Below are 26,420 nucleotides of genomic sequence, written 5' to 3' on the forward strand. Positions count from 1 at the left end.
CCGGAAAATCATTTAAATTGACCCCCGTCCGGTCAAGCAAATTACCCCCCGGAAAAAGACTTTACGGGAGTTGGCAAAAGGAGTTTTTGAGCTATATTGTATGTTAAATAATATTAAACATACGACTGATGGCAAATCGAAAACTGAGCATGAACAAATTAAGACAGGTGCTCCGATGCCACGCCAACGGCAACGGAGCCAAGAGTATCAGCAACCTGACGGGCATAGCGCGCAACACGGTGCGTAAATACCTCCGGCGGTTTATGGAGCTGAACCGTGGCATCGAGGATCTTCTGAAACTGGAGGATCCGGATCTGAATGAGATTTTCGGAGTGAGAGCGGTCGGTTCGGAACCCGTGTCAAGCCGCCATCAGGAGCTTATGGGACTTATGCCTGATTATGTCAGACGTCTGAAAAAGAGAGGTATGACGCGGCAGAAGCTGTATGACGACTATATCGGGAGTCACCCGGGAGGCTATTCCCGGTCGACGTTCAGCCGTCTGATGCGTCTGTATGTGGCGCAGATGCACCCTATAGCGCATCTGGAACACAAGGCCGGCGACAAGATGTATGTCGATTACGCAGGCGACCGTCTGGAGCTGGTCGACCGTGACAGCGGCGGGATCATCGCCGTGGAGGTGTTCGTGGCCATACTGCCTTGCTCACAGCTTACATATGTTGAGGCCGTGATGAGCCAGCGCAAGGAGGACTTCATACGGTGCTGTGAGAATGCGCTTCATTTTTATGGCGGGGCACCGGCGGCCATCGTGCCAGACAATCTCAAGGCTGCCGTAAAGAAGGCAAGCCGTTACGAGGCGGAGCTCAATGAGGATTACGCGGCCTTCGCCGAGCATCACGGTTGCGCAGTCATACCGGCACGCGTGCGCAAGCCGCGCGACAAGGCCCTGGTGGAGGGCGCCGTCAAGCTCATCTACCGCAGCATCTACCCGTTGGTGCGACAGCGCACTCATCATGATCTTGTGTCGCTGAACGCCGCTATCCGTACGGCGCTGGAGCTTCACAACAACGCCCGCATGAGCGGACGCCCTTACAGCCGCCGCGAGCAGTTCGAGGATCTGGAGCGCATGTACCTGCGCCCGTTAAATCCCATAAGGTTCGAGCTGAAGGAACGGCATACCGCCACGGTACAGCGCAACGGGCACGTACGCCTTGACCGCCACTACTACAGCGTGCCCCACCGTCTTATCGGCCGCAAGGTCAACATACTGTATGACTCACGTACGGTTGAGATATACTGCGGCGGAGACCGCGTGGCCGTACATCCCAGAGGATGGCGCCCGTACGGGTATACCACGGAGCCGAATCACCTTGCCTCGGCCCACCGGGACCTGAGCGGATGGAGCGTCGAGGGCTTCCTGAGGCAGGGGGCACGCATACATGCCGACGTAGAGGACTTCCTGCGGCATGTCATAGAGTCAAAGACCCATCCCGAACAGGCCTACAAATCCTGCAAGGGCATACTGTCGTTCGCATCCAGGGTCGGCAACGACCGCCTGGTCAGGGCCTGCCGCAGGGCCGCATCCTCCGGACTCTACAACTACAGCGCCGTCGACTCGATACTGCGCAGCCGTCATGACTGCCTCGATGACGACACCCTTCCCGGTCAAGAGTGCGAGGAGAGCGCCCAGATGCCCCGGCATGCAAACATACGCGGGAAGGAATACTTCAGGTAACATATCAATCCAACAATACATACAACAATGGAAATGAACCAACAGACACTCGCCCGGATGTCGCAGATGCGGCTGCTGGGCATGCACGCGGCCTTCCGCACATCAATGGAATCGTTCAAAAGCGAAGGCATGACAACAGACCAGTTCGTGGCGTGGCTCGTGGAAAATGAATGGGACGACCGCACCAACCGGCTTATACAGCGCCTGCAGAAACAGGCCTCGTTCCGTTACCGCGCCTCAATCGAGGAGATAGACTACTCCCTTGAGCGCGGCCTTGACCGGAACCTGCTGATGCGGCTCTCCGAGATGACCTTCGTCACCGAGCCACGCGACATCTTCATCACCGGCAGTGCCGGCACCGGCAAAAGCTACATAGCAACCGCTCTGGGCTACCGGGCATGCCAGAAAGGGATGCGCGTGCTATACGCCAGCACAGCACGCCTGATGGGCCAGCTGAAGGCCGCAAAGGCAAAAGGCACGATTCTTACCGAACTGAAAAGGATCGAGCGTACCGACCTTCTCATCCTTGATGACTTCGGCATACATCCCTTCGATGCCGCCGCGCGATCCTCACTGATGGACATAATCGAGGACCGGCACGGACGACGGGCCACCATCATCACCTCCCAGGTTCCCGTATGCGACTGGCATGACGTGATCGGAGAGAAGACGATCGCCGATGCGATCCTCGACAGGATCGTGCACCACTCGATAAGGATAGAGCTCTTCGGAGAGTCCATCCGCAAGTTGCAGAATAAAATCAAATGATTATTTTTGTAAATAAATCTTAATTATCAACACGCCATCAGAATCCCCCAGACCCTATTGTCAACCCCTGTAAAAACTGTCCAAAAATCACAGGTTATCAATGGGGGTCAATTTAAATAATCCATAGGGGGTCAATTTGTTGAGAATATCCATATATGGCATTGCTCTCCGGCAACACCGACCTGTTGGACAAGGCTAAACTTGAAAAGCGCATCGCCTCGCTCGAAGGGGAACGCAAGTCGTTCAACAAAGGCAGGCGTGATTCGGAGTTCAAGCTGGAGTCGAAGACGGGTGAGCTGCGCAACAACACGGCTTTCATTGATGCCATGACGGAGGACTGGAACCGCTTCCTATCAGTGGTGCAGACCGACAAGGAGGGCAACCGCCTTAATATGATAAAGGTGGACGGAGTGGACTCCACAGACGAGAAGGTCATCGGAAAGCGTTTGCAGGAGATAGCCAAGAACACCACGACGGGCGGGCTTTACACACAGGTCGGAGAGCTTTACGGTTTCCCGATAAAGGTAGTGAGTGAGAGGATACTCAAAGAGGGCTTGGAGTTCACCGACAACCGTTTTGTAGTTGAAGGAAACTACAAGTACACCTACAACAACGGGCATCTGGCGATGGCTGACCCGTTGGCCGCCGCCCGCAACTTCCTGAACGCAATTGAGAGGATACCCCCCATCATCGACCAGTACAAGGCGAAGAATGAGGTGCTGGAACGTGAGATACCGCAGTTACAGGAGATAACGGGCAAGGTGTGGAAGAAGGAGGTCGAGCTGAAACAGTTGAAGTCCGAACTTGCCGCCCTCGACCGCAAGATACAACTGGAACTTGCGCCCACGCCCGAAATCGCCGACAAGGAGAACGAAGGGCAGCAGGTCAAGCCGGAAACGGAAGTCGTGCGGAACAGGCCGACGCAATATCACGGAGATACACCGCCACAGATACGCAGTCCGGCAAATGAACAAAGTTCCACGGGCAATTTCATTGACAACCATATCGTAATCGGTCGTCCGGGGCTGTATGTCAAGGATGAAAACCGTCCGAAAGGATTGAAAATATGACAATGACAGCAAGAGGAAGAATCATTTGAATTGTATCCTCTTGCTTTTTATACAATAATCCATAAACGTCCGTATTATAATGGACACAGATAACCCTTTTGTTTATAAATGGAAAATCCACTCAAAGTAGCCCCCTTAATTCAGAGCAATTTGACCCCTGTTAAATTTTTCCATTCTTCCATCCTGTTCATTCTTGTTTTCTTCGTATTCTTCCTGTCAGTTATGCCGGGTTCTACATTAAATTTCGTTTATAAATATAACGATTCTTTTTTACTTTTACATTTGCGTAGCGACTCTCCGAAGAGCTCTATACGTATAGCCTGATGTACAATTCTGTCCAGAACGGCATCGGCAATCGTCTTTTCTCCAATAACGTCATACCAATCCCTTACCGGGACCTGTGATGTTATGACGGTGGATTTTTTACCATGCCTGTCCTCTATGATATCCATCAGGTTCATCCGCCCTTGGGAATCGAAGGGTTGTATGCCAAAATCATCCAGTATAAGCATATCCAACCTCTCGATTTTCTTGAGTTCTTGCAGGATTGTACCTTTTGCCTTGGCAACCTTAAGCATCCCCATAAGTCTGGATGTGTTGGCGTATAGTACTTTATATCCTTTCTGGCAAGCCTGGAAGCCAAAAGCGGTTGCCAGATAACTTTTTCCTGTTCCGGCACTTCCGGTAATAAACATGTCTTTGCGTTCCCTGACAAACGTAAGGTCAGCCAAACGCTGGGTAAGATTCTTGTCCAGCCCCCTTTCCACTGAGAAGTCTATTTCTTCAATGGTGGCCTTGTATCTGAAGGAGGCCTGACGGATAGCTCTCTCTACCGCGCGGTTTCTGCGGTCATCCCATTCACTTGAGACCAGCCATGAGACGAACTGGTCGGTAGTCATGCTCTCTGTCCGATGTGTTTCCAAACTTGTTTTAAAGGCATAATACATACCTTTAAGATTCATTCCTAACATCTTTTCCAATGTGTCCTGATTCATTTCCATATTGTATCTGGTTGGTTTATTGATAATATTCTTTTCCTCTGATATTCTCATGGGAAGGCATCTCCGTTTCTTGCCCGGCACTGTCTTCCAACGGGAACTCATCCTGCCGGTTGTTAAGGATGCGCTCGATGATGGGATAATTGTACAGACCGTAACTTGTAGCCCAACGGCAGGCATTGGTCAATCGGGTGTTGCCGACCCTGCGTGCGAAGCTAAGAATGCCCTGACACGATTTATAGGCTTGCTCCGGATGCTTTTTCTCTTCCATAACCTGACGGATATATGCCTCCACATCCGGATGAATAGCCGCCGCTTCACGTATAAATTTATCCGGGTTCCATTCCGTGATATAGCGATGGTGTGAAGCCAGGTGCTCTTCCAGGGTCGTGTACCGGCAACGGGCCCTGTTGCGGGTATGGGAAGCAATCAGCTCGTAGCCGTAATAGATGCATACCTCGCGTGAGGTATATAACAAGATGACCTTCTTGCCTATATAGCCGCAAGGCACACTGTAGTAATGGGCGTCTTCCCCCAGGCGGACATGACCGTTTTTCATCACGGTAGCCCTGTAACGCTGTTTGAGTTCAAAACGGATGGGATTGAGCTTGCGTAAAGAATCACGTTCTATCTCCTCGAACTGTTCCCGTCGACTGTATTTACGGTCTGTCAGCGGAGTGTTGTTGTGGAGTTCCAAGGCGACACGGATAGCCGCGTTCAGTGAATCAAGGTCATAAAACTCGCGTTCCTGTATCTTTGGATAGATACTGCGATAGATCAGTTTAACGGCACCCTCGACCAGTGCCTTGTCACGTGGCTTGTAAGCCCTGGCGGGAATTACGGTACAGCCGTAATGTTCGGCAAAGGCTGCAAAGTCCTCATTCAGGATGGCCTCGTATTTACTGCTCTTAGTAACGGCGGACTTGAGATTGTCCGGGATGATGGCGGAGGGAGCCCCCTGGTAGTATAACAAGGCGTTTTCCGAAGCACGGATCAAGTCCTCCTTTTTCTGGCTCATGACCGCTTCCACATAGGTTAACTGGCTGCAGGGAAGGATCGCGACAAAAACCTCCACCGGGATGATTTCGCCCGTCTCAAGGTCGATGATGGAGAGTTTGTCACCGGCGAAGTCTATGAACACTTTATCACCGGCCTTGTGTTCAAGATGCATGATGGGACGGCTGCAGGCTATATGCTGCTGAATCAGAATATAGAAGCGGGTGCGTCCGTAACCATCCGGATGGGAAGAGAGGTACTCACGATGTAAAGCCTCACGGGTAACACCTTTCTTCTGAAGCCGCTTGCAATATTCGGGCAACAACGACTTTAGTTCTTCCATCCGTTCGCTTTCTGTCTTTACTCTGGTCTTTTCGTGGAATAACTCCGAGAGTTCCTGGTCCGATAGAGACAGTACTCCTTCATAATCCAAACCGCTGCGCTGAAATACCTGTAAGTATTTCTTGACCGTATTGCGCGAAACGGTTAACATACTGCTGATACTTTTGGTCCCATAACCCTGAGAGTAACAGCGTAACACTTGACGAATCTTTTCCATTCCTAATTGTCTATTGGGCATAACTGACTTTTATTCGTTTTTAACAAACAAAATAGAATTATAGATCGAGTAAACAAGAATGAAACTCACTTTTTAGGGGATCATTTTAAAGTGAATTTAAGGGGGCACTTTCGAGTGAATTTGGGGGATCACTTTAAAGTGAACGGAGGGGGGCAATGGTGAGTGAATTTTCCAATAAAGGATAAAAATAGGTGAATTTGCTTGGTTGACTAATTTATTTAGACTAACTTTGCATATACTAAATTTCATTTGATGATGGAACAACTTACTAAGCGTGAAGAAGAAGTGATGAACAAGTTTTGGGAGAGGGGCGAAGCTACCGTCAAGGAGATTATAGCCACTTATCCTGAACCTCGTCCAAGCCGGACTGCCATATCTACATTTGTGAAGTTTCTTGTCGAGAAAGGCTTTTTAGGGCATAAGCCGGCAGGGAACAACGGGTTCATATACTACCCACTCATAGAACGGGATGAGTATTGTGGCAACAACCTGAAGAATGTAGTACAGAGATATTTTAATAACTCTATTCGTGGTGTGATAAGCACTCTTGTAAGAGATAGGAAAATGTCGGATGATGAAGTTCGGGAGTTGATAAATCAGGTAATTGAAGGAAATCGCCAATAATAAAATTGAAAAGATATGGGTAATAATTTATTAGAGCAATGCCATAAAATTAAGGAAGAAATTTCCAATGAAACCACATTTCATTTGGGAATTGAAAACTTATTGTCTTTGCGTACCCAATTATTTGATATCTTAGCGCAGTTCAAAGTGGAATTATGTCGTGCTGATTTCAATGCTATCCCATTCATTGGAGAAGACGGTTTTCACAGCAAGACAATTGCCTATTCCATCTGGCATATATTCCGTATCGAGGATATTGTTACCCATACTCTAATCAACAAGGACAATCAGATATTCTTTTCAAGGGATTATAAAAGCTCGATTGGCTCTCCAATTATCACAACGGGTAACGAGCTTGAAAAACAGGAAATATCAGATTTCTCCAAAACATTGAATTTAGATGCGCTATATGAATATGCTGAATCTGTAAAAGACAATACCAGCCTATTGTTGAAAGAGCTTTCTTTTTGCGATTTGGAACGCAGAATGACTGATGAGGATAGGGAAAAACTCAAATCACTTCATGTTGTGAGCGACTCTGAAAATGCCCGGTGGTTGATAGATTACTGGTGTGGTGAAAATATCCGAGGTCTTATAATGATGCCTTTTTCCGAACATTGGTTGGCTCATATTTATGCGAGTTGGAAAATTAAATGCGCATTAAAAGGAATATCAAACAACTAAATATATGAATATGGAACAAAAATTTTGTCAAAGTTGCGGTATGCCGTTAACTGACAAAGATAAGGGAATAAATGCCGATGGCAGCCGCAATGATGATTACTGCAACTATTGTTACATGGATGGCCGGTTCACGCAGGACTTTACAATGGAGCAGATGATTGAGCATTGCGCTCGGTTCACCGATGATATAAACAAGTGGTCCGGAGAAAATATGACCGTGGAACAGGCTAAAGAGATGATGCGCCAATTCTATCCCAACCTCAAACGCTGGAAAAAATAAATATGAGATATTGTTGTACGGTTTTATCCGTGTCAGATATAAGCAAAGCCCGAAGTTTCTACGAAAACATATTCGGGTTGGAAGTCTGTCAAAATTATGGACGAAATATCCTGTTCTCCTGCGGTCTGGCTTTACAGCAGAATTTCGATTGGCTTATTGGCGTACCCAAAGAAAAAGTTCATAAAAAGTCAAACAATGTTGAAATCGTCTTTGAGGAACGTGATTTTGATGGCTTTCTGCAAAAGCTGAAAGGCAATTCGTCAATCGCATTCTTAGGTGAAGTCGTTGAGCATGATTGGGGACAGCGAGTAATCCGCTTTTACGATTTGGATGGGCATCTAATAGAAGTCGGTGAGGAAATGAAAATGGTCATAGAGAGATTCATTTCTAATGGAATGACTTTGGAAGAAGTTTCCAAGAGAATGGATGTTTCTGTCGATGACCTGCAAAAACTATTGAATTAAACCCTATAAATATGGATATACAACGTATAATCAGCTTGGTCAAAGAGACTAAGGGGATAATCACAAACAGGGAAATGGCAGCCCTTGTGAAAGAAAAAGGAGTAGCCGATTACGTTACTCAAGTGGATGTCGCCGTTCAGGATTTCTTGAAGAAGGCATTACATACACTTGCGCCGGACATACAGTTTCTCGGAGAGGAAACCGGCTTACAGCGTATGGATACAGACAGCTACTGGATTCTTGACCCTGTTGATGGCACTACCAACCTCATGCACGACTATCAGCATAGTGTGGTGTCGTTAGCTCTTTGTAGTCAGAAAGAGATAGTAATGGGCATTGTCTATGATCCGTTTCACGATGAACTTTTTTCTGCTGTCAAGGAAGAAGGAAGTTTCTTGAACGGCAAGCCCATACACGTTTCATCTGCCACAAAACTATCGGAAACCATCATAGGCATCGGCACTGCAAAAAGAGAATTAGCGAAAGAAAACTTTGCCCGATTTCTGAAAGTTTACGAAAATTCCCAAGATGTCCGAAGACTTGGCTCAGCCGCTTTGGAGTTGGCATATACAGCCTGCGGCAGACAAGGCGGATATTTCGAGATATATTTGAATCCGTGGGATTATGCGGCAGGAATGCTTCTGGTACAAGAAGCCGGAGGAAAAGTGACTGATTGGAACGGGAATGCGCTTGACCCGGCTAAAGGAAGTCACGTCGTAGGAACAAACGGGCAAGTCCACGAAGAAATACTCAAATTATTATGAATGTAAAAGAAGTGTTGCAACAATTCGTTGAAGGTGCAACCGATCTGCGGTTTAATAACGTGGAGGTTACACCGGAAACAATACACGCAATCATGATAAATGAGATTGTTCCGTCACATCCGGAAGAGGACTTCTATGGAAAATCAGATGCGGCGTATATGACAACGACAATTCCGTTGTTCAAAAAAGCCGGGATAGAGGTAGATTCTGTGCAGGATATTCTCAACAAGGGGATTTATATTACCAATGCGGTTAAAATACCCAAAAACGGATATGTCGTTTCAAAGGAAAGCATAGAGGAAAGTCTGCCATATCTGGAAAGAGAGCTTGCATTGTTTCCCAACGTCAAGGTTATAATGCTTATGGGTGATGTGGCAAAGAAGGCCTTTAATATGATTGGCAAGAAGGCAATCAAGAAAAATGTTATCCCAAGCGTATCCACATACAAATTGCGAAATACAGAGATTTCATATAACGGTGTTCGCATCCTCCCCTCCTATATAATGACGGGACAAAACATACTCATAGAGAAATCTAAGTTTGAAATGGCTTCTGAAGATATTTCCATGATGTACCGGTTGATAATGAAGAAGTAAAAATCATTTAATAAATAATATATGGAACAAAAATTTTGTCAGAGTTGCGGGATGCCTCTTAATCCCGCAAATCCCGGAACTAATGCCGACGGCAGTATAAGTGAAGATTATTGCGGTTACTGTTACAAGGATGGAGTATTCCTACAAGACTTCAATATGAGTCAGATGATTGAGTTTTGTGTGCAGTTTACCGACCAGATAAACAAGGAAACAGGATGGAATCTCTCTCCGGAACAGGCAAAGGCTCAAATGCGCAAGATTTTCCCAACGCTCAAACGCTGGAAAGAGAAAGACAAAAGAAGCCTCACAGAAAAAGCTGTCAGTTTGCTTGCGCAATGCAATGAGGTCACACTTGCCACGATAAATGCGGATGGATTCCCACGCCCTGTGCCCATCAAGAAAATTAAGACCAACGGATGCAACGAGATTTGGATGGCAACCGATGCCGCATCCGTGAAAATAAATGACCTCAAGACAAATTCCAAAGCCGGAGTAAGCTATTATTTTTATGGTGATAGTGTCGCTCTGCGTGGCATAGCGGAAATTGTCAGCGATGATAAAATCCGAAAAGAGATGTGGCAGGAGTGGCTGATAAATCATTTCCCCGGAGGTGCTACCGATCCGAACTATACTCTAATCAGGTTTGTAGGCGAGGACGCAACCATATATATTGATGGCGATTTTGCGCACGAAAAAATATAAATACTCCGAATGCTTTAATGTCCGTTTTTTACTATCGGAATAAATAGCCTTGTTATAATTTTGCAGGATGCAAACATTCAAGATCATACATCCCTCTCCTGCGCTGAAACCGTTTGTGCGGTATTATTGGGTATTGCAGGATAGCTCACCCGGCATGGTGTCGCAACGCACTTTGCCGACGGGGTGTATGTCGCTTGTGTTTCATCGTGGTGAAAGACTGAAAGTTGTAAGTCAGAATGACTTACAGCCACGCTGTTTTATAAGCGGACAAGAAACCAGCTTTACAGATGTCATTTCCACGGGAAACATCGAAATGATAGTGACTGTGTTTCAACCACACACGGCAAAGATGTTTTTTCATATCCCCGTCAGTCTGTTTTGCAATAGGAACATTTCCATATATGATATGGAGGACATTGAGTTGCAGGATTTGGCAGGGAAAATGGGTGATGCCGACAATCTTGAAACAGCCGTTATCTTAATTGAAAATTTCCTATTAAACCGCGTACTACTGGAGAATAACTACAATATACCGAGGCTTTCCACCGTGGTGCGTCACATTAGCAATTCTGTCCATACAAACATAAAGGGGCTTGCCGACATAGCGTGCCTGAGTGAAAAGCAGTTTTGCCGTGTCTTTTCAGAACACATCGGAACTACCCCAAAGGATTTCCTGCGCATCATCAGATTGCAACGCACCTTATCCGTATTACAGCATAATCCGAAAATAGGTTTTGCCCAACTATCATATGAATGTGGTTATACAGACCAATCACATATGATAAAGGAATTTCGGCTATTCACCGGTTACACCCCAAAAGAGTACATATCCCGTTGCGCTCCTGTTTCCGACTATTTTACGTTCTGAAAATTACGCTGATATAGATTTCGATTTGGTTGTCACCGATTATTTTTATAATTTTGTCACCACTTAGTGACATTAACCAAAATGGAATTGAAAGAAACAGAGAAAAGGCTGCTTGATGCAGTGAGCCATATCATAGAGAATGACGGATTTACCAAAATTGGGGTAAACCGCATCGCCAGTCAAGCCGGATGCGATAAAGTTTTGATTTATCGCTATTTTGGCGGCTTGGATGGTCTGCTCGTCGAATGGGCAAAACGGCACGACTATTATTCATTTGCCTATTCGGAGTTTATAGATACCATCAAACAGTCCGAGAAGAAGGATATAAGGCAGATTGTCAAAGATGTGCTTTTCCGGCAACTTCATTATCTGAAGGACAATGTTCTCATGCAGCAACTTCTGGTATGGGAATTATCCGGTCATTCATCGTTCAAGGGAATCCTCGAAGAAAGGGAGCGCATAGGCTACAAATTGCAGGAAGAATTAAACAAAAGTCTGGATATAGGTAACGACAACGATATGTCCGTTGCCATAATCATATCCGCAATCAATTACATTGTACTTTTCACAAGACAGTACCCCAAACTGAACGGCATAGATTTCAGCAAGCCGGAAGCGTGGAGCAGAATGGAAGCAATGATTTCCAAGTATGTTGATTTCATCTTTGACGACAGCAAACTATGAAACATATCATCGTAATAGCACTGACGCTGTTTCTTGCAGTCTTTGTTATGGCGCAGGAAAGGAATTACATTTCCACTTGCGGCAAGACGAAAACGTCTGTCAAGTGGTCGGAGGAACACAAAGACGGGAAGATATATCTGAATACAATTCAAGGCAACGAAAGGCATGAGTATATTTTGGACAATGGGTATAAGACCGAAAGTTGGAAAATAATCAACCCTGTTTCAAATACCAGCTTGACTGTCAGCTTAAAAAACGGCAAATATTCTATATCCGGCAAGTTCAACGGCAAACCAATCTCGAAGACAGTTAAAAGCAAAGGCAAACCGTGGTATCAGAATATTGCCTACAATGCGGGGCTGACCTTGAAAAACGGCAAGTCGTTGGAATACGAGTGTTTTCGCCCTGACAATATCAAACTCTACACCATGTCGGCTGTCAAGAAGGGTATTGAAAGATTTGACGGTGGGCACACCGTCAAAATAGAAGTCAGTCTGACCGGTTTTATGTCGGCATTCTGGAGTTGTGACTATTATTTTGACACGGCTACCTTGATGTTCGTGGGCTACAAAGGTGTGAACGGTGGCCCCGGAACACCCGAAACAAAAATATCAATTTCAAGATGAGAACAATAATATTATATCGCTCATCATACAAAGGCAATACGCTGAAGATCGCACAAAGCATGGCTGACGCACTGTCCGCCGAACTGGTATCAGTGGACAACACCCCGACAATAGACCTGTCAGGCTACGATTTAATTGGCTTTGGCTCTGCAATAAATTTTGCAGCCCACGATATCCGGCTTCAAAGATTTGTTTCAGAGCAGAATATTGATGGGAAAAATGTTTTCATATTTTCCACCCGCTGCCGTCCATTCTTGGGGGCATATCATAAACCCCTGAAGAAAATCATCGAAAGAAAAGGCGGAATTATAGCCGGTGAGTTTTCTTGCCGTGGTTTTGACCGTACAGGCCCTTGGGTGCTGATGAATGGTTACAATAAAGCCAGACCGAATGAGCTGGATATGTTCAAGGCACGGCTGTTTGCAAAAGGACTCCACCGGAAACTGCACCCATTGGCTTCCGTTCACAGAAATCTGGTTATCGGGTATTCGGACGGCATCCCGATACGCCATAATGGGGCAGATTTGGTTTTCGGTGACAAGGTAGTGTTTCTCAATGCCTCCTCATGCGTGAATTGTGGAAAATGTGTCAAAGTATGCCCGATGCACATCTTCACAAAAACGGATAAAGTATTGCCAATGGATGAACTAAACTGTATCCAATGCCGGTTATGCGCTGACAAATGTCCGACTTCATCAATATACATCAACGAGTCTTTCCTGAACGGATTACGGATTGCATTCAGAGAATCTTTTAGTGACAAGTTGCAGAAAAGTTATAATTCAGACGATAAAGGGCATTAAAATGTACCCAAGGAATGGAATGTCCGGTTTTTACTATCATAGGCTGTCGTGTCGCTGTAACTTTGCAGCGTACTAATCAAAATAACAATAAGTATGATTGCATTTTTTGAAATTCCCACCAATGACTTCGACAAGTCGGTGGCATTTTATCAGGCACTCTTCGGAGAGGAACTGGAGGTGTCGCAGTTCGGCGACGAGAGAATGGCGTGTCTAATGAAAGACGGAAAGAGCGTGTGTTCAATCTCTTCCGCTCCCTCGTTCTCCGGTTTTGCTCCCTCTGAAGGAGGCGTGCTAGTATATCTCAAAGCAAGAGACTTAGATGCCGATGTGAAAACGGCGATTGACAACGGCGCAACACTCGTCACTCCCAAGACCAAGATTCAGGTGGATGGCTGGGGTTCTTTCGCCATCATCGCAGATCCTGTCGGCAACCGCATCGGACTTTACGGTGACAAGTAAATCATTGTAAATCGGGTCATTTTGGTTGGGATAGCCATTGGGTTATCCCAACTATTGAAAGATGCTGTATTTTTAAAGTGGAATTATTGGGATAAATAGAGAATTTGCCCATAAACAAAAAGTATCCTTATAAATTTCATCTTCAACGCTCTTGTTTTCATTCAAATGATTGAAGAGGTAGTTTATCGTATTTGCTTCTTAGATGTCATGTAAAAAGCGACAATGTCGTTTTTGTACAATTTAATACGAGTCAAGTGGAGTAACTTTGCCGGATAAATGAAATTAGTATGAATATTTCCTATATATCAATTTATAAAACCAGCCTGCCTGTATTGGTTAGTTTATTAATGGAATACTTGATAGGTTTTACTGATACAGCTTATTTAGGAAGGGTTGGAGAAACCGAATTGGCGGCATCAGCTATCGCCAGCACTTATTACTTGATTATATACATGATTGGATTTGGGTTCAGCATCGGAGCTCAAATCTTGATAGCTCAATATAATGGAAACAGACAGTATAAGGAAGCAGGAAAAATTCTTTCCCAAGGAACACTATTTTTGTTAATAATAGCGATGACAATAATATTGATTACTTCTATAATTTCGCCTATTATATTAAAGTTGATTATAGATTCTGAATCCGTATTCCAAACAGTTATGCTATATCTTGACTGGAGAATCTATGGTTTCTTGTTTTCTTTTACAATTATCATGTTTAGAGCATTTTATATCGGAATAATACACACATCTGCACTAATGCTCAATTCCATAACGATGGTAGCAGTCAATGTTATTCTAAATTATATTTTAATATTTGGAGCATTAGGCTTTCCAGCATTAGGAATTTCCGGAGCAGCCATTGCATCTGTCATTTCCGAAGCTGTCGCAGCAATTTATTTCATTATATATACCCAAAAGAATGCAAGCACGTGCAAATATGGAATCAAATGGCGATTTGCCATAGATTGTAGAGTATTAAAAAAGATACTCTCTGTTTCTGTTTTGATGATGCTGCAAAATGGGTTAGTATTTGGCAGTTGGTTCGTTTTTTTTATCACAATAGAGCATTTCGGGGAAAGGTCACTGGCGATTACTAATGTTGTAAGAAACATTTCGTCCTTCCTTTTTCTTTTCGTACAAGCATCTGCATCTGTTGTCAGTTCATTAGTTGGAAATCTCATAGGAAAAGAGAAAAGCACCCCTTTCCTATATGTATGCAAAAAAGTAATGCTTTCATGTTACATGATTATTTTGCCAATAATAGTGTTGTTCGCTCTTTTCCCTGAATCTATTTTACGGATTTATAGTGACAATACTGCATTGGTGTTTGATGCTATACCTACATTAAAGGTTATGCTCACTTCTTACTTGATAGCTGTACCTACATTCGTGTTTTTTAGCACAGTCTCTGGAGTAGGCCATGCTGCGGCATCTCTATTGATAGCATTCGTGTCTTTATCTATATACATAGCGTATGTGGGAATAATTAGTCATTTTAGTTCAAGTGTTCCACTATTGTGGACATCGGAACATATTTACTTTTTGAGTGTGTTTATACTTTCTATCTATCATATTCATCATTGGTTTACAGGAATTAACAGTCAAGGCAAAAAAATAATCACCAATATTCCTTAGAATCATAGTTTATACCGACATTTGTAATATGTATAAAGAATATTCGCCATGTAGTTTATTAGCTCCTTTCATAGATCGCTATTGGGAATATAAGGGAGAAACAAGAGGTGGAATGAAATTCAACATTCCACCTCATGGTTGTTCCGACTTTGTTTTCAACGTGGGGAATGCCGCAGACTGCGTCAGTAGTGGACTGATAATGAAACCTTATCATTCCTATTTTTTCGGTCCAATGAATACATTTACGGAATTGGTCACTCAAAAAAAACTCATTCATATTATAGGGGTACGTTTTCAACCGTGTGGACTTTCTCGATTTATAAAAATTCCACTTTCCAAATTTATGAATCAAGGATTAGACAGTCACGAGTTTCCTGCTCTTTTTAGTCAATCTTTCACATATCAACTCTCTGAAATTCAAAATCCGATTGGTTATATTGAACATGAATTGGTTAGGCAATTGTACAAAAACAGCATGGACGCAGAAAAGCAAATATCTCATGTTGTTTCCTTGATCCGCAGACAGAAAGGAATTGTTTCGATTAAGGAATTGGTAACAGAAGTATGCTTATGCCAAAGACAATTTGAGCGCAAGTTTAAGTTTCATACAGGTTATTCCCCAAAAGAATATAGTCGAATTGTTCAGTTTTGGAATGCTGTACATCTTTTGAAACCTAATATTTCATTCGATAATCTTTTGTTTGTTGCTGTCCAAGCGGGATATTATGATGCTTCTCATTTATATAGAGAGGTAAAAAGGCTTTCTGGTCATACCCCTAAGGCATTTCTTACACTCCCTACAAATGGAAAAGTAGAAGTGTTACATTTTGAATTATAGAAATAATCAGAAAAGAAAAAGTATATGAACGGATTAATTAATCTTCTATGTAGTTTGAATATAAACAATGCAGATGTGCTCGAATACACCAAGCGTCTGAAAAACATCCAAATCAAGAAAGGTGAACATTTTCAGATGCAGGGCTGTCCAGTCAGATACATGGGATATGTAGATTCCGGGAAATTCAGATATTACAAAATAGACAAAGATGGTAATGAACGTACCCTTTGGTTCAATAAATCTTTTCCGTTTATCGGAGATTATCATTCGTTCTTGAAAAGAACAAATGCCGAACTTTGTATTCAAGCAATGGAGGATTATGAGATTACATTGTTTAGTTACGAACAGATGATGGAATTATTCGACACGAATATAGATACGCAAAAGTTAAGGGCGACCATTGCGGAGCGTTCTATGTTCGGCTGGCGTAATATTGCTTTAGCACTGTATTTCGATACCGCTGAGGAAAGATACATTGAATTATTAAAAGATTTTCCCGACATTGAAAAAGAGATTTCCTTAAAACATATCGCATCCACTTTGGGCATTTCTCCCGAAACGCTAAGCAGAATAAGAAAAAAGTTAGATAAAAATCCATAGGATTGACCTATGTCAAGAATTGATAATTTCCAACTCTCTACCTTTGCTGTCTTTATCAACATAAAGAGCATGGAAACTAATATTCGAATATTTACGGAACGCCACCTTCTACGGAATCCGTCACTTACGGTTCTGATGAAACTAAGCGTTGACGGCCACTTGGATGAATTACGTTTAAAAAAAACATTGCTTAAATTAAGAAGTGTTCACCCGCTACTTTATTCATCCATTTGCATGAATAATGAGGGAGAGGCATTTTATCAGGAAAACACTGTTCATCAGCTCGAATTGCATTTTATTAAAAGTGAACATTCAAATCAATGGCTGGAAATTGCCGAGTCCGAGAATAAAAAGCCTTTTAATTGCGAAACAGGTCCACTCATACGTTTTTTTGTATTCTACACTGAGATTGGTTTTGATATTCTGGCTGTATGTCATCATCTATTAGGTGACGGTAACGCTATTGCAAGATTATTGAGGGATGTAGTGTTTGTTTATGCTGGAAATAATTTGCCCTTAAAAGAACAACAGCTCATCTCAAAACAAAGTGATTTTCCACAAAAAGCTAAACTTTCTTTTCCTGTAAAATTGCTTCTGCGTTCACTAAATTCAAAGTGGTCTAAAGGTAAGCAGCAACGTTTTGGAGAAGCGGAATACCGGGAGATATTCAATAAGTACCATCAGTTAACAGATATTGCTTTGTCGTACTCAACCATAAACAAAGTTGATATGAACGCTTTGTACAATGCTTGTAAAATACACGGCATAACAATAAATGATGCAATTGTTACGGCATTTATTGGAGCTATGCAAGAAACATTCATCAATAACAAAAAAATGGTAGTCGGGATTCCGATAGATATACGGAGACAACTTTCGTTTTCAGCAGACAGCAGCTTAGGCAATTTTGCTTCGGCCATTACAATTGCATATAAGTATGATCCTAAAAAAGACTTTTGGCAAAATGCTATTCTTATAAAGAAGAAAATAAAATCTAAAATGGATTCAACCAGAGCGCAATGGCTTATACTAAATGCCTACGCATCAATGAATCCTTTACTAATTGATGCGATGTATTTTGCCTCTTATGGGGAGTGTGATGATAAAACTGCAAAAAAAGTTGCTTCAATGTTTTCGATTGGTAATCCTTCATCTACGGCGATATCTAATCTGGGACGATTGAACTTTGATACTCACATTGGTTCTTATAGCATTCGTGATTTGATATTCTTTGCGCCAAAAGCTCCGGGCAGTTATATTGTTCTTGGAGTTGCCACATTAAGTGACACTATGCAAATTGGATTTAGTTTTGACCGCAAAATAATATCTTCTGTGATTGTAAATAATCTGAAATCAAATATGTTGGCTTTACTTTTAAACCTGAATAAAGATATAAAAGTATGAAAAATCAATCCAAGCTATCCACACATAGAATTAGGGACATTCTAAGGATGTGTATGCAACTACTGCCAGGATTATATTGATTGGCGCAGGAACTTTCGATATCAATCGGCTATTCGGTTATCCACACTATTGAAAAATTTCAGTTTTTTCTAATAGTATTATTTTGTCGTCTAAAATAATTAGACTATTTTTGCATTACTAAATCGTCTAATTTAATTAGACTAAATATAAATGGAAGATATGAAGCAATTAACAGAAAGAGAAGAAGAAGTAATGAACTTCTTTTGGGAAAGCGGGGCACTCTCGGTTCGGGATGTCGTTGCCCTTCACAATGAGCCGCGTCCAAGCCGGACTACGGTAGCCACATTCGTGAAACTTCTCGAACAGAAAGGCTATCTCAATCATAAAGTTGAAAGCACAAGCTTCATATATTTCCCCATAATAGAGCGAGAGGATTATTGTGGACAAAATCTGAAGAGTGTCATTAGGCGGTATTTCAACAATTCCATTCAGAATGTTGTGAACTTCCTGATTAACAGCGAGGAATATAGCGATGAAGAGGCTAAGGAAATAATATCACAAATATCTAACAGAGGAAAGGAATAACAATGGCAGGCATATTTTTAGCATATTCATTATTGGCAAGCACTCTCCTGATTGTAGTCTGGGTGGTGTACAAATGTGTTCTTGCCAATACCAGATGTTTCCGGTTCAATAGGATATTGTTGTTGTTCTGTATAACGCTTGCTTTCGTTTCTCCAATCTTCATACTTAATACTTTTTGGATAACGGATATTATGGAGGATAATATTGAAATCGCTTTTAATCCGGTCGAAGTTACCTATATTGCCAATTCGATATCAGAGGAAATCACTCCGATATGGGATTATATAGTCACACTTTACCTTATCGGGGTTATTGTCATGACTCTTTATTTTCTCGTTTCACTGGTACGGTTGGCACTCTTCATTATTAAAGGAGAACATATAAAACAAGATGGCAGTCACATAATCCTTCATCGCCACAACAGTGTTGCTCCGTTTGCATGGTGCGGGTATATGATGATGCCCAGACGTGACTGGTATGAGTATGGGCAGATGATAGTACGCCATGAAAAAGCGCATATAGAATGTCGCCATTGGATTGACTTGCTTTTTATGCAGGCAGCGATTATTATCACTTGGTATTGTCCAGCTATATGGCTTCTGCGCAATGAGCTTCATACCCTCCATGAGTATGAAGCCGACAGCCGTGTGCTTGCATCGGGCGTAAAACGAGAGGAGTATCAGATGTTTCTAATAAAAAAGACAGTTGGAGCAAGGTTCGCAACTCTTTCCAACTGTCTCAATCACAGTTCACTTAAAAAACGTATAACTATGATGTTATCAAGCAAACAGACAGGCACAGCCCGTGTGCGTGCCTTTGTCATGGTGCCTGCGATGGCACTCGCATTAATCGGTCTGGCCACCCCTGCAGTGTCAGCAGTAATCAACGAGGTATCTGCCGCTACGCCGGTGGAGGATCTGCGCTACAAAATTAGCGAAAAATCCGATTCCACCATTCGCGTGACAGAAAGAAATTCCGATATGGTGGTGACGGAGAAAGCGGATGCGGACAATGCCGTGCCATTCATCAAGACTGAAACCGCTCCCAACTTCCCCGGCGGCAAGGACAAATTGAGAGCTTTCATCAACAAGAACATAAAATTCCCTGAAACCGCCTATAAAGACGGTGTTCTTAATATGGATGCAGTCGTGCAACTCACCATTGCTAAGGACGGAGTGGTAAAAGATGCCAAAATAGTGAAAAGTTCAGGAAAGACACTTGATGGCGAAGCCCTTCGTGTGGCATTTATGCTTCCGCAATTCCATCCCGGACTCAATAACGGTCTGCCAGCAGAATCAAGCTATACATTGGAATTTAATTATTACATCTGCAATGAATATTGGTCGTCAAACGGCGAATAATAGCAAAACAGAATACCAATAGGACAATTATCTTATCTGATGCTTGGAGTATGCCGTATTTTTCAGTACGGCATCTCCTGTATCATAAAACTAAAAAAACAATGGAATTAGTATTTACAATACTTATCGGAGTCGTTATCGGAGCCGTCAATGCCCTCCCTATGTTTCTCAAAAAAATGGATAAGGCAAACTGTTGGTCTGCTTTTGTGCAGTATGTGGTGGTAACTTTCATTATCTTCAACACTACACTTCCTCAGTTGAATGTCAACGACTTTTTAGCCGGTCCGATTGTATCAGTTCTAATGACTATGCCTATGGTGATTATGATTGCTAAGAACGAAAAGAAAGCTGTTCCGATTGTGCTTGTCAATGCGGTCATTTTAGGGTTGATTATAGCGGCAATCAAGCATTTCAGAGCGTCTTTAGGGTTGATTATAACGGCAATCGAGCATTTTAGAGCGTTGTGATTTGTATGAATCAGGTAATAGCAGATTTTGATAGCGTCGCAGCTTGCGAGCTGTTTTGTGGATCGTGTCGCAAATTCTTGTCAGGGAGATGTCCCGGATGTGAGAAGAACGAAAAAGCATCGTGGTGTAAAATCCGTCAATGTTGCATAAGCAGAGGCTATCATACCTGTGCCAAATGTAAGCGTGACGTAAGAGAGTGTAAAACCTATTCCAACTTTATAAGCAAAGTGTTCGCGTTCATCTTCAATTCTGACCGTCCGTCTTGTATTAGCTATATAAGGGAACATGGCGAGATTGCATATGCAGAAGAAATGAGCAGAAGAGGATGTCAAACAATAAAACGAAATAGAAAATGAAATTACCCAACTGGACCATTTTATTTATAGGTCTATTGTTGCTTTCTTGTGACAAGAATACAAGTGTGGGGCTATCCGGTAAATGGCGAATCGTGGAGTATAAATGTATCGCAACTTCCACGCCATTCGCCCTTTCCACCGTAGCCGATGGAAGTGATTATTCACTTGAATTTGATAATCAAGGAAATGTATTCTGTAATACGGGGTGCAATTTGGTGTCCGGTCAATATATTCTCAAAGGGGACAAGTTGATATTTCCGGAAATAACATCCACCGAAATGGCTTGTGAGGATATGCTTATGGAAGAAAGTATGAAGCACATTCTTCCTGCTATAAAGACCTTTGAGATAAAGAATGATACGATTCTATTTCTTAAAGATGCAGATGGCCATACCTTGATGGAACTAACTAAAACAACAGATCAGGTATGAGCAAGAAGTTTCTAATGATGGTATTTATAGCCATTTTTTCTGTAATCAGTGTTATGGCATCGAAGAATATATCAGGGGCATGGAGCGGGACATTAAGAATCACTCCACAGTTGTCACTGAAATTAGTATTCAATTTCAAAACCGAAGAGGACGGAATACAGTTGGTAACTCTCGATTCTCCGGATCAAGGTGCTTATGGAATAGCAGGAGATGTGAATTTCATTTCTGCCGATTCGGTTAATATATCATTCCGACAAATTGGATTATCTTTTGCCGGACGACAACAAAATGGGATTATAACAGGTATTTGCAGTCAAGGGGCGATGAAAGCGAATATTGAATTATCTCCGGGAACTGTTGAATTAAAACGGCCACAGACTCCGCTACCTCCGTATCCATATACGACCAAAGAAATCAACATCAATAATCCATCGGACGATGTAATCCTTTCAGGGACTCTCACTCTCCCAAAAGATTATAACACTGCAACTCCCGTCGTTGTAATGATAACAGGTAGCGGGCTTCAAAACCGGGATGAGGAAATTTTTGGACACAAACCCTTTGCTGTGATAGCCGATTATCTTGCAAGAAATGGCATTGCATCTTTTCGGTATGATGATCGGGGACATGGGAAATCAACAGGTGACGGAACAACTGCCACGACCGAAGATTTTGTGCGGGATGCCCGATGTGTATTAGAATATGTACGAATGGTGGAGAACTTCAATAACGTGGGATTATTAGGGCATAGCGAGGGGGCAACTGCCGCTTTTATGTTGGGGGCTGAACCTGAGATAAAAACACAAGATAATTTATGCGTAATTGATCCGGGTAAACCGGACTTTATTGTCGCAATCGGAGCGCAGGCAGTTCGTGGTGATACCATTCTGATAGACCAGAGTGCGACTTTACTCAAACAAGGCAATATGCCTGACAATATAGTATCGGACTATGTAGAAGCCTTGCACAACATCTATGACTTGAAAATAACACAAGATGATGAGATAGCTATTGATAGTATTGACGCAATATGCAAAAATTGGAGTAATACACCCATCCATACTGCGTTGATGTCCAATCTTAAAAAGATTGCATCCGATACCAATCCGTGGCTGAATTTCTATATCGGTTTCTCTCCGGCTGAGAGCATTTTAACTACCCGTTGCCCTGTATTTGTGCTTTATGGTGAAAGGGATATACAAGTAAAACCGAAACTAAATATGCCGCAAATGCAACGACTCGCACCAAAGGCTCAAATAAAACTCTACCCGGAACTGAACCATCTTTTCCAACATTCCCAAACCGGAGCCGTACAGGAATACGGTACAATTGAGGAAACAATCTCTCCCGAAGTTTTACAGGATATTGCCGATTTTATCATATCTATAGTTCATTAGGTTTATGAATTCTATCCGTAAGTTAATCTCTTGTGGTTATATTCTAATATTCATGTTTATAGGAATAATCATTTATTGCTATAAGCATGAATGGCAAAAACTTGAATCATTAGAAAAAGAGAATCAAGCGGCGGATGAATTACGTCAGAAAATAAATGAATTAAACTTTCATTTGACAGGACTTTCTCTATTAGGAGAAACCGTATTGGAATGGAATAAGGATGAAAGAGGACACTATCACGCCAAACGCATGGCAATAGACAGTATGCTATGTAATTTCAGAAGAACTTATCCGACAGAGCGGATTGATAGTGTACGTTATCTTTTAGAGGATAAGGAGCGACAGATGCTCTCGATTGTACGGATACTTGACAAGCAGCAAGCCGTTAACAAGAAGATAGCCGATCAAGTACCGGTCATCGCACAGAAAAGTGTGCAGGAACAGCCAAAAAAGCCGAAACGAAAAGGATTTTTGGGCATATTTGGCAAAAAAGAAGAAGTGAAGCCAACAGCAACAGCTACTATGCTTCATTCGCTCAATAAAAACATAATCAGCGAGCAAAAGGCACAAAGCCGCAGATTGTCAGAACGTGCCGACAGTCTTGCGGAACACAATGCGGAACTTAACAGACAACTGCAAGAACTGATTCGCCAAATTGATGAAAAGGTACAGATTGACCTAAAAAATCGGGAAAATAAAATATCCTTGATGAGGAAAGAGTCGCTAATGCAAATAGGTAGTTTGACAGGATTTGTACTTCTATTGTTAATCATTTCTTATATCACCATATACCGTGATGCAAAACAAATAAAACAATACAAATGCAAAACAGCGGAGTTAATCGGGCAACTTAAACAATCCATACAACAAAACGAAGCTTTAATAGTTTCACGAAAGAAGGCAGTACACACAATAACCCATGAACTGCGCACACCGCTTACGACAATAACCGGCTATACCGAATTGTTACGGAAAGAATGCAGCAATGGAAATAATGTGCATTTTCTTCAAAGCATACAACAATCCTCCGACCGTATGCGGGATATGCTCAACACCCTGCTGGACTTTTTCCGCTTGGACAACGGAAAGGAACAGCCCAGACTGTCACCCTGCCGCATTTCAACAATCGCACATACCCTTGAAACGGAGTTCATGCCAATCGCCATGAACAGGGGGCTTTCCTTGACCGTAAAGAACGAAAACGATGCGGTTGTACTGACCGACAAAGAGCGAATAATCCAAATCGGGAACAACCTCCTGTCAAATGCCATCAAGTTCACGGAGGAAGGTGGTGTGTCGCTAACTACCGGCTATACCGACGGAGTGCTGATACTGATAGTCGAGGATACAGGCACAGGCATGACCGAAGATGAACAACAACGTGTATTTGGTGCATTTGAACGCCTCTCAAACGCCGCCGCAAAGGACGGCTTCGGGCTTGGACTTGCCATCGTGCATAATATCGTGACAATGCTACACGGAACAATACGGCTGGATAGCGATAAAGGGAATGGTAGCCGTTTCATAGTGAAAATACCCATGCAGAAAGCCGAAGACGTACCGAAAAAAGAGATACAGACTTGTATCCACCAAAAGGACAGAAACCTCAATGTTGCCGCCATAGACAATGATGAGGTGCTACTCCTGATGCTGAAAGAAATGTATGCACAGGACGGAATACACTGCGACACTTGCACCGATACGGGGGAACTGATGGAAATGGTACGCCGGAAAGAATACAACTTGTTGCTGACGGATCTGAATATGCCCAGTATAAACGGTTTCGAGTTGCTGGAACTGTTGCGATCTTCCAACGTGGGCAATTCACAGACAATCCCAGTGGTCGTGGCAACCGCTTCGGGCAGCTGCGATGTGGAGGAACTTCTGGAACGAGGCTTTGCCGGATGCCTTTTCAAGCCGTTCTCCATATCGGAGCTGATGGAAGTTTCCGACAAGTGCGCTATTAAAAATACACAGGACAGTAAACCGGACTTTTCTGCTTTGCTGTCCTACGGCAATGAAGCTGTCATGCTGGAAAAGCTGATAACGGAAACCGAGAAGGAAATGCAGGCGGTTCGGGATGCGGCAACGCGAAACGACCTGCAAGAACTTGATGCCTTGACACACCATTTGCGCAGTTCGTGGGAGATACTCCGTGCCGACCAGCCGCTGAGGATACTTTATGGAGTGCTACATGGAAAGGCAATGCCGGAAGAAAGTGAGTTAAGCCATGCTGTTACCGCAGTATTGAATATGGGAGCGGAAATAATCCGACAGGCAAAAGAGGAAAGGAGAAAATACGAAAATGGATAGGACAAGAATAATCGTCGTGGAGGATAACATCGTGTATTGCGAATATGTCTGCAACCTGCTGGCACGAGAAGGCTACCATACCGTAAAGGCTTACCACCTATCGACAGCGAAAAAACATCTGCAACAGGGGACGGATAATGATATAGTGGTTGCCGACCTGCGTCTGCCTGACGGCAACGGCATAGACCTGTTGCGCTGGATGCGCAAGGAGGGGAAACTACAACCCTTCATCATCATGACCGATTACGCCGAGGTGCATACGGCAGTGGAAAGCATGAAACTCGGTTCTTTGGATTACATACCCAAACAGCTTGTGGAAGACAAACTCATTCCACTTCTCCATTCCATACAGAAAGAACGACAAGCGGGACACCGCCGTATGCCCGTGTTCGCCCGTGAGGGTTCCGCCTTTCAGAAAATCATGCACCGGATAAGGCTGGTAGCCGCTACCGATATGAGCGTGATGATATTCGGGGAGAACGGCACAGGCAAGGAACATATCGCCCACCACCTGCACGATAAGAGTAAACGGGCGGCCAAACCATTTGTGGCGGTGGACTGCGGTTCTCTCTCCAGAGAACTTGCGCCATCGGCTTTCTTCGGACATGTCAAAGGCGCGTTTACAGGTGCGGACAGTACCAAGAAAGGATATTTCCATGAGGCGGAAGGTGGTACGCTATTTCTCGACGAGGTGGGTAATCTCGCATTGGAAACCCAACAGATGTTGCTCCGTGCCATACAGGAAAGGCAGTATCGCCCGGTCGGAGACAAGGCGGACAGAAGTTTCAACGTCCGCATCATCGCCGCCACCAACGAGGATCTGGAAGCGGCAGTGAGTGAAAAGCGTTTCCGGCAGGATTTGCTCTACCGTCTGCAAGACTTCGTGATAACCGTGCCGCCCTTGCGTGACTGTCAGGAGGACATCATGTCGCTGGCGGAGTTCTTTCGGGAGATAGCCAACAGGGAACTGGAGTGTAATGTAAGCGGTTTCAGTTCCGAGGCCAGAAAAGCGTTGCTGACCCACGCATGGCCGGGCAACGTGCGCGAGCTTCGGCAGAAAATCATGGGAGCGGTATTGCAGGCTCAGGAAGGTGTGGTCACGAAAGAGCATCTTGAACTTGCCGTGACGAAACCGACCTCACCAGTCAGCTTCGCCCTACGCAATGACGCGGAGGATAAGGAACGGATAATGCGTGCGTTAAAGCAGACAAACGGCAACCGAAGTGCCGCCGCCGACCTGTTGGGAATAAGCAGAGCTACACTTTATAGTAAACTTGAAGAGTATGGACTTAAATATAAATTCAAGCAACCATAGCCCGTAATTCGCTGAAATTTATTATTTTTGCAGT

At 43.5% G+C, this 26,420-nt stretch carries 28 protein-coding genes and 1 pseudogene; 27 read left to right on the top strand and 2 right to left on the bottom strand.

Features of this window, described 5'->3' with window-relative positions:
* Positions 1-149: 149 nt before the first annotated feature.
* From istA (NF347_RS03950) to NF347_RS03960, 3 genes and pseudogenes are all read left to right on the top strand, one after another.
* Positions 150-1,694: an IS21 family transposase gene (istA, locus tag NF347_RS03950; RefSeq protein WP_237613085.1), complete on the top strand. Its 1,545-nt coding sequence runs from the start codon at positions 150-152 to the stop codon at positions 1,692-1,694.
* A 27-nt stretch (positions 1,695-1,721) separates the two neighbouring features.
* Complete coding sequence (gene istB / locus NF347_RS03955) at positions 1,722-2,462, top strand: IS21-like element helper ATPase IstB (RefSeq protein WP_289685785.1); 741 nt, start codon at positions 1,722-1,724, stop codon at positions 2,460-2,462.
* A 152-nt stretch (positions 2,463-2,614) separates the two neighbouring features.
* Positions 2,615-3,532, top strand: a pseudogene (locus NF347_RS03960) (DNA methylase); the annotation flags it as partial.
* 248 nt (positions 3,533-3,780) lie between these two features.
* On the opposite strand, the gene istB (NF347_RS03965) reads toward NF347_RS03960, so the two are convergent.
* Positions 3,781-4,533, bottom strand: a complete 753-nt coding sequence (gene istB, locus NF347_RS03965) for an IS21-like element helper ATPase IstB (RefSeq protein WP_009038478.1) — start codon at positions 4,531-4,533, stop codon at positions 3,781-3,783.
* A gap of 16 nt (positions 4,534-4,549) precedes the next feature.
* A complete protein-coding gene (gene istA, locus NF347_RS03970) occupies positions 4,550-6,085 on the bottom strand; it encodes an IS21 family transposase (protein ID WP_044214480.1) in 1,536 nt (511 codons plus the stop codon).
* Between the two features lie 276 nt (positions 6,086-6,361).
* Here istA (NF347_RS03970) and NF347_RS03975 point away from each other — a divergent pair, with 276 nt between their 5' ends.
* The 24 genes from NF347_RS03975 (at position 6,362) to NF347_RS04090 (ending at position 26,386) form a co-directional block, all read left to right on the top strand.
* The gene (locus NF347_RS03975) at positions 6,362-6,730 is read left to right on the top strand and encodes a BlaI/MecI/CopY family transcriptional regulator (RefSeq protein ID WP_010801752.1); all 369 of its coding nucleotides are present in this window, start codon (positions 6,362-6,364) and stop codon (positions 6,728-6,730) included.
* 15 nt (positions 6,731-6,745) lie between these two features.
* Positions 6,746-7,414 (top strand): hypothetical protein, encoded by a 669-nt coding sequence (locus NF347_RS03980; RefSeq protein ID WP_010801753.1) that lies wholly within the window; start codon positions 6,746-6,748, stop codon positions 7,412-7,414.
* 10 nt (positions 7,415-7,424) lie between these two features.
* Positions 7,425-7,694, top strand: coding sequence for a zinc ribbon domain-containing protein (locus NF347_RS03985; RefSeq protein ID WP_010801754.1), 270 nt, complete (start codon positions 7,425-7,427; stop codon positions 7,692-7,694).
* A gap of 2 nt (positions 7,695-7,696) precedes the next feature.
* Complete coding sequence (locus tag NF347_RS03990) at positions 7,697-8,158, top strand: VOC family protein (RefSeq protein ID WP_010801755.1); 462 nt, start codon at positions 7,697-7,699, stop codon at positions 8,156-8,158.
* A gap of 11 nt (positions 8,159-8,169) precedes the next feature.
* On the top strand, positions 8,170-8,922 hold the full coding sequence (locus tag NF347_RS03995) for an inositol monophosphatase family protein (RefSeq protein ID WP_010801756.1): 753 nt from the start codon (positions 8,170-8,172) through the stop codon (positions 8,920-8,922).
* Positions 8,919-9,518 carry a uracil-DNA glycosylase family protein gene (locus NF347_RS04000; protein ID WP_010801757.1) on the top strand — a complete coding sequence of 200 codons (600 nt, stop codon included), beginning with the start codon at positions 8,919-8,921 and terminating at the stop codon, positions 9,516-9,518. The genes NF347_RS03995 and NF347_RS04000 overlap by 4 nt, the downstream gene beginning before the upstream one ends.
* A gap of 21 nt (positions 9,519-9,539) precedes the next feature.
* A complete protein-coding gene (locus NF347_RS04005; RefSeq protein WP_010801758.1) occupies positions 9,540-10,220 on the top strand; it encodes a zinc ribbon domain-containing protein in 681 nt (226 codons plus the stop codon).
* A gap of 67 nt (positions 10,221-10,287) precedes the next feature.
* Complete coding sequence (locus tag NF347_RS04010) at positions 10,288-11,088, top strand: AraC family transcriptional regulator (RefSeq protein WP_010801759.1); 801 nt, start codon at positions 10,288-10,290, stop codon at positions 11,086-11,088.
* Between the two features lie 81 nt (positions 11,089-11,169).
* Complete coding sequence (locus NF347_RS04015) at positions 11,170-11,772, top strand: TetR/AcrR family transcriptional regulator (protein ID WP_010801760.1); 603 nt, start codon at positions 11,170-11,172, stop codon at positions 11,770-11,772.
* Positions 11,769-12,398: a hypothetical protein gene (locus tag NF347_RS04020; protein WP_010801761.1), complete on the top strand. Its 630-nt coding sequence runs from the start codon at positions 11,769-11,771 to the stop codon at positions 12,396-12,398. Before NF347_RS04015 ends, NF347_RS04020 begins: the two co-directional genes overlap by 4 nt.
* Positions 12,395-13,201: a 4Fe-4S binding protein gene (locus NF347_RS04025; protein WP_010801762.1), complete on the top strand. Its 807-nt coding sequence runs from the start codon at positions 12,395-12,397 to the stop codon at positions 13,199-13,201. The genes NF347_RS04020 and NF347_RS04025 overlap by 4 nt, the downstream gene beginning before the upstream one ends.
* A gap of 93 nt (positions 13,202-13,294) precedes the next feature.
* On the top strand, positions 13,295-13,660 hold the full coding sequence (locus tag NF347_RS04030; RefSeq protein ID WP_010801764.1) for a VOC family protein: 366 nt from the start codon (positions 13,295-13,297) through the stop codon (positions 13,658-13,660).
* A gap of 287 nt (positions 13,661-13,947) precedes the next feature.
* Positions 13,948-15,297, top strand: a complete 1,350-nt coding sequence (locus tag NF347_RS04035; RefSeq protein WP_010801765.1) for an MATE family efflux transporter — start codon at positions 13,948-13,950, stop codon at positions 15,295-15,297.
* A gap of 28 nt (positions 15,298-15,325) precedes the next feature.
* Positions 15,326-16,135 (top strand): helix-turn-helix domain-containing protein, encoded by an 810-nt coding sequence (locus NF347_RS04040; protein ID WP_010801766.1) that lies wholly within the window; start codon positions 15,326-15,328, stop codon positions 16,133-16,135.
* A 24-nt stretch (positions 16,136-16,159) separates the two neighbouring features.
* Complete coding sequence (locus tag NF347_RS04045) at positions 16,160-16,735, top strand: Crp/Fnr family transcriptional regulator (RefSeq protein WP_010801767.1); 576 nt, start codon at positions 16,160-16,162, stop codon at positions 16,733-16,735.
* A 135-nt stretch (positions 16,736-16,870) separates the two neighbouring features.
* Positions 16,871-18,139, top strand: a complete 1,269-nt coding sequence (locus NF347_RS04050) for a condensation domain-containing protein (protein WP_228110486.1) — start codon at positions 16,871-16,873, stop codon at positions 18,137-18,139.
* A gap of 240 nt (positions 18,140-18,379) precedes the next feature.
* On the top strand, positions 18,380-18,745 hold the full coding sequence (locus NF347_RS04055) for a BlaI/MecI/CopY family transcriptional regulator (RefSeq protein WP_010801769.1): 366 nt from the start codon (positions 18,380-18,382) through the stop codon (positions 18,743-18,745).
* Positions 18,746-18,936: 191 nt separating this feature from the next.
* The gene (locus tag NF347_RS04060; RefSeq protein ID WP_010801771.1) at positions 18,937-20,106 is read left to right on the top strand and encodes a M56 family metallopeptidase; all 1,170 of its coding nucleotides are present in this window, start codon (positions 18,937-18,939) and stop codon (positions 20,104-20,106) included.
* A 101-nt stretch (positions 20,107-20,207) separates the two neighbouring features.
* Positions 20,208-20,573, top strand: a complete 366-nt coding sequence (locus tag NF347_RS04065) for a hypothetical protein (protein WP_010801772.1) — start codon at positions 20,208-20,210, stop codon at positions 20,571-20,573.
* A gap of 5 nt (positions 20,574-20,578) precedes the next feature.
* On the top strand, positions 20,579-20,929 hold the full coding sequence (locus NF347_RS04070) for a DUF3795 domain-containing protein (RefSeq protein ID WP_080650778.1): 351 nt from the start codon (positions 20,579-20,581) through the stop codon (positions 20,927-20,929).
* Positions 20,926-21,360: an META domain-containing protein gene (locus NF347_RS04075; RefSeq protein WP_010801773.1), complete on the top strand. Its 435-nt coding sequence runs from the start codon at positions 20,926-20,928 to the stop codon at positions 21,358-21,360. Before NF347_RS04070 ends, NF347_RS04075 begins: the two co-directional genes overlap by 4 nt.
* On the top strand, positions 21,357-22,757 hold the full coding sequence (locus NF347_RS04080) for an alpha/beta hydrolase (protein ID WP_010801774.1): 1,401 nt from the start codon (positions 21,357-21,359) through the stop codon (positions 22,755-22,757). Before NF347_RS04075 ends, NF347_RS04080 begins: the two co-directional genes overlap by 4 nt.
* 4 nt (positions 22,758-22,761) lie before the next feature.
* Positions 22,762-25,071, top strand: coding sequence for a hybrid sensor histidine kinase/response regulator (locus NF347_RS04085; protein ID WP_010801775.1), 2,310 nt, complete (start codon positions 22,762-22,764; stop codon positions 25,069-25,071).
* Entirely contained in the window at positions 25,064-26,386 is a 1,323-nt protein-coding gene (locus tag NF347_RS04090) for a sigma-54-dependent transcriptional regulator (protein ID WP_107036865.1), read from the top strand. The genes NF347_RS04085 and NF347_RS04090 overlap by 8 nt, the downstream gene beginning before the upstream one ends.
* Positions 26,387-26,420: the final 34 nt, after the last annotated feature.

Source organism: Paramuribaculum intestinale (genome assembly GCF_030759015.1).
Taxonomy (GTDB): domain Bacteria; phylum Bacteroidota; class Bacteroidia; order Bacteroidales; family Muribaculaceae; genus Paramuribaculum; species Paramuribaculum intestinale.

Excerpts from the sequence above, each read along its gene's own strand:
- istA (WP_237613085.1), top strand. The coding sequence starts at position 150 with ATGAACAAATTAAGACAGGTGCTCCGATGCCACGCCAACGGCAACGGA.
- istB (WP_009038478.1), bottom strand. The coding sequence starts at position 4,533 with ATGGAAATGAATCAGGACACATTGGAAAAGATGTTAGGAATGAATCTT.
- NF347_RS04075 (WP_010801773.1), top strand. The coding sequence starts at position 20,926 with ATGAAATTACCCAACTGGACCATTTTATTTATAGGTCTATTGTTGCTT.
- NF347_RS04025 (WP_010801762.1), top strand. The coding sequence starts at position 12,395 with ATGAGAACAATAATATTATATCGCTCATCATACAAAGGCAATACGCTG.
- NF347_RS03980 (WP_010801753.1), top strand. The coding sequence starts at position 6,746 with ATGGGTAATAATTTATTAGAGCAATGCCATAAAATTAAGGAAGAAATT.
- NF347_RS04035 (WP_010801765.1), top strand. The coding sequence starts at position 13,948 with ATGAATATTTCCTATATATCAATTTATAAAACCAGCCTGCCTGTATTG.
- istB (WP_289685785.1), top strand. The coding sequence starts at position 1,722 with ATGGAAATGAACCAACAGACACTCGCCCGGATGTCGCAGATGCGGCTG.
- NF347_RS04070 (WP_080650778.1), top strand. The coding sequence starts at position 20,579 with ATGAATCAGGTAATAGCAGATTTTGATAGCGTCGCAGCTTGCGAGCTG.
- NF347_RS03995 (WP_010801756.1), top strand. The coding sequence starts at position 8,170 with ATGGATATACAACGTATAATCAGCTTGGTCAAAGAGACTAAGGGGATA.
- NF347_RS04050 (WP_228110486.1), top strand. The coding sequence starts at position 16,871 with ATGAAACTAAGCGTTGACGGCCACTTGGATGAATTACGTTTAAAAAAA.
- NF347_RS04080 (WP_010801774.1), top strand. The coding sequence starts at position 21,357 with ATGAGCAAGAAGTTTCTAATGATGGTATTTATAGCCATTTTTTCTGTA.
- istA (WP_044214480.1), bottom strand. The coding sequence starts at position 6,085 with ATGGAAAAGATTCGTCAAGTGTTACGCTGTTACTCTCAGGGTTATGGG.
- NF347_RS04015 (WP_010801760.1), top strand. The coding sequence starts at position 11,170 with ATGGAATTGAAAGAAACAGAGAAAAGGCTGCTTGATGCAGTGAGCCAT.
- NF347_RS04010 (WP_010801759.1), top strand. The coding sequence starts at position 10,288 with ATGCAAACATTCAAGATCATACATCCCTCTCCTGCGCTGAAACCGTTT.
- NF347_RS04085 (WP_010801775.1), top strand. The coding sequence starts at position 22,762 with ATGAATTCTATCCGTAAGTTAATCTCTTGTGGTTATATTCTAATATTC.
- NF347_RS03975 (WP_010801752.1), top strand. The coding sequence starts at position 6,362 with ATGGAACAACTTACTAAGCGTGAAGAAGAAGTGATGAACAAGTTTTGG.
- NF347_RS04000 (WP_010801757.1), top strand. The coding sequence starts at position 8,919 with ATGAATGTAAAAGAAGTGTTGCAACAATTCGTTGAAGGTGCAACCGAT.
- NF347_RS04030 (WP_010801764.1), top strand. The coding sequence starts at position 13,295 with ATGATTGCATTTTTTGAAATTCCCACCAATGACTTCGACAAGTCGGTG.
- NF347_RS04040 (WP_010801766.1), top strand. The coding sequence starts at position 15,326 with ATGTATAAAGAATATTCGCCATGTAGTTTATTAGCTCCTTTCATAGAT.
- NF347_RS04055 (WP_010801769.1), top strand. The coding sequence starts at position 18,380 with ATGAAGCAATTAACAGAAAGAGAAGAAGAAGTAATGAACTTCTTTTGG.
- NF347_RS04045 (WP_010801767.1), top strand. The coding sequence starts at position 16,160 with ATGAACGGATTAATTAATCTTCTATGTAGTTTGAATATAAACAATGCA.
- NF347_RS04065 (WP_010801772.1), top strand. The coding sequence starts at position 20,208 with ATGGAATTAGTATTTACAATACTTATCGGAGTCGTTATCGGAGCCGTC.
- NF347_RS04060 (WP_010801771.1), top strand. The coding sequence starts at position 18,937 with ATGGAGGATAATATTGAAATCGCTTTTAATCCGGTCGAAGTTACCTAT.
- NF347_RS04005 (WP_010801758.1), top strand. The coding sequence starts at position 9,540 with ATGGAACAAAAATTTTGTCAGAGTTGCGGGATGCCTCTTAATCCCGCA.
- NF347_RS04020 (WP_010801761.1), top strand. The coding sequence starts at position 11,769 with ATGAAACATATCATCGTAATAGCACTGACGCTGTTTCTTGCAGTCTTT.
- NF347_RS03985 (WP_010801754.1), top strand. The coding sequence starts at position 7,425 with ATGGAACAAAAATTTTGTCAAAGTTGCGGTATGCCGTTAACTGACAAA.
- NF347_RS03990 (WP_010801755.1), top strand. The coding sequence starts at position 7,697 with ATGAGATATTGTTGTACGGTTTTATCCGTGTCAGATATAAGCAAAGCC.
- NF347_RS04090 (WP_107036865.1), top strand. The coding sequence starts at position 25,064 with ATGGATAGGACAAGAATAATCGTCGTGGAGGATAACATCGTGTATTGC.